Genomic DNA, 2,067 nt, shown 5'->3' with positions numbered 1-2,067 from the left:
GACTTGCTTGTCCGGGTTGTTGATGAAGTAGGGCGACAGGTAGCCGCGGTCGAACTGCATACCTTCGACGACTTCGAGCTCGTCTTGCAGCGACTTGCCGTCTTCGACGGTGATGACGCCTTCCTTGCCAACCTTGTCCATCGCTTCAGCGATACGGTCGCCGATCGACGTGTCGCTGTTGGCCGAGATCGAGCCGACTTGCGCGATTTCCCTGTTGGTCGTGCAGGGCTTGCTGACCTTGCGCAGCTCGTCGATAGCTGCTGCGACGGCCTTGTCGATGCCGCGCTTCAGATCCATCGGGTTCATGCCCGATGCGACGTACTTCATGCCGGCGGTGGCAAGACAACGGCCACGCTGTTATTCGCCTGAATTTTCGTTGATGACGTGAAATTCCACCGGGCACGGCTGCCAACGGCCGAGTGACTTGAAGTCGCACCTTGGGAACGTTTTCCCGTCGCCTGAAACCGGCCCCGATAACCCGCGCACTGCCCAACCGCCGCCCCTCCAACCGGGAAGGCGGCACGGCGCAAGCATACCGCCCCCAAGGTCACAGCTGTGGTTTCGGCCAGCCTGGCTGCTGGCGTCGCATCCGCCGCCAGTTGTGCCTGCCGCCTGCCCTACTGCCGTCTGGTAGCATTCGGGCGTCCAAATTTCAGAGTTGCCTGACCATGACGAGCGTGCAAGCGGCGCAAGCAGAAGCGCCGAAGCCATCGGGTGGCGACATGGAGCGTCGCATCGATGCGAGCGTCATCGTCCCCGTGTACAACTGCGAGCCGTGGCTCGAAGCATTGCTCGCCTCGGTACTCGAGCAGCAAGGTGTCGAAATTGAAGTCATCACGGTCTGTGACGGAGCCACGGACGGCAGCCTCAGGATCCTCGAAGCGACGGCGGCAAAGGACAGGCGCGTAAAAGTGGTGGTGCAGGAGAATCGTGGCGTCTCGGCATCGCGCAACGTTGGCCTTGCGCTCGCGCGCGGCGAATGGATCGTGTTTGCCGATGGGGACGACTGGCTTATGCCTGGCGCACTGCGCAGATGGATCGCGCAAGGCCGCGAGAACAATCTGGAAGTCGTCATCGGCAACGGGTTCGCATTCGATACGCTGCCGGCGCCAGCACAGCCGTCGCCCATGTACGAACACCAACCGTGGGGCGAGGTTTGCAACGGCAGAACGTGGTTGATGCGAACCGGGCCGGATGACGACTGGGCCGTCTGCGCCTGGCTGCAATGCATGCGACGCGATTTCGTCGAACGATTCAGCCTGCGCTTCGAGGAAGGGATCGTGCATGAGGACATCATCTGGACGTTGCAGTTCGCGCGGCACGCCCAGCGCATGGGTTTCGTCAAGGAGCCGGTCTACGGCTATCGACGCAATGCCAACTCAATCATCAACTCGCCTTCCGAAGCCTCGGTCGCACGTCGGGCAACCGGCTATTTGCGCGTCATCGATACACTCGTCAGCGCGGCCAGCGATCCGCGCGAGGATCGCCCCTTTCGCAAGCTCCTGCTGCGGCAAGTCAATCGGGAAGGCGGCAATTTCCTGCATGTGCTGAGAAAGCGTATTCAATGCCGCGCGACACGCCGCCACTTTGCGCGGGCATTCATCGATAAGGGTTATATCCGGATCATGCTGCGAGGGGCAACCAACGCGAGCGAAGTGTGGCGGGCGCTGCGCTGCTGGCGCATCTTTTCGCGCTTTGGCCGCATGCAGAATCTGGATGCCCATTAGGCCAGGCGCGACCCGCAACGCGCTTTCCGCCGGTTTTCACGCACGGCACCGCACAGGCCTGCGGTTCTGCCCCATGAACGGGGCGCGCCAAACAAAAAACCCGCATCGCTGCGGGTTTTTTGTTTGGGTGCAACCATGTTGCATGGGACCGGAGCAGGCGCTTTGCATGGGACCAAAGTAAGCGCTGAAGCGCTAACTCTGGTCGACAGCCGAAGCGCCAGCTCCGGATCGCAATTACATGTCCATGCCCATGCCGCCCATGCCGCCGGGCATGCCGCCGGCCATCGGGGCATCTTCCTTCGGCAGTTCAGCAACCGCTGCGTCCGTCGTCAGCAGCAGG

General features: G+C 62.0%; 1 protein-coding gene and 1 pseudogene. One reads left to right on the top strand and one right to left on the bottom strand.

Going from position 1 to position 2,067, the window contains the following annotated elements; translation table 11 throughout:
- Positions 1 to 333: pseudogene (locus EYW47_RS40555) on the bottom strand (TCP-1/cpn60 chaperonin family protein); the annotation flags it as partial.
- A gap of 335 nt (positions 334 to 668) precedes the next feature.
- Here EYW47_RS40555 and EYW47_RS40550 point away from each other — a divergent pair.
- Complete coding sequence (locus tag EYW47_RS40550; RefSeq protein WP_133200409.1) at positions 669 to 1,727, top strand: glycosyltransferase; 1,059 nt, start codon at positions 669 to 671, stop codon at positions 1,725 to 1,727.
- Positions 1,728 to 2,067: the final 340 nt, after the last annotated feature.

The sequence above is a fragment of the Paraburkholderia silviterrae genome, assembly GCF_004353915.1.
GTDB lineage: Bacteria > Pseudomonadota > Gammaproteobacteria > Burkholderiales > Burkholderiaceae > Paraburkholderia > Paraburkholderia silviterrae.
This window is presented reverse-complemented; position numbering and strand designations above follow the sequence as displayed.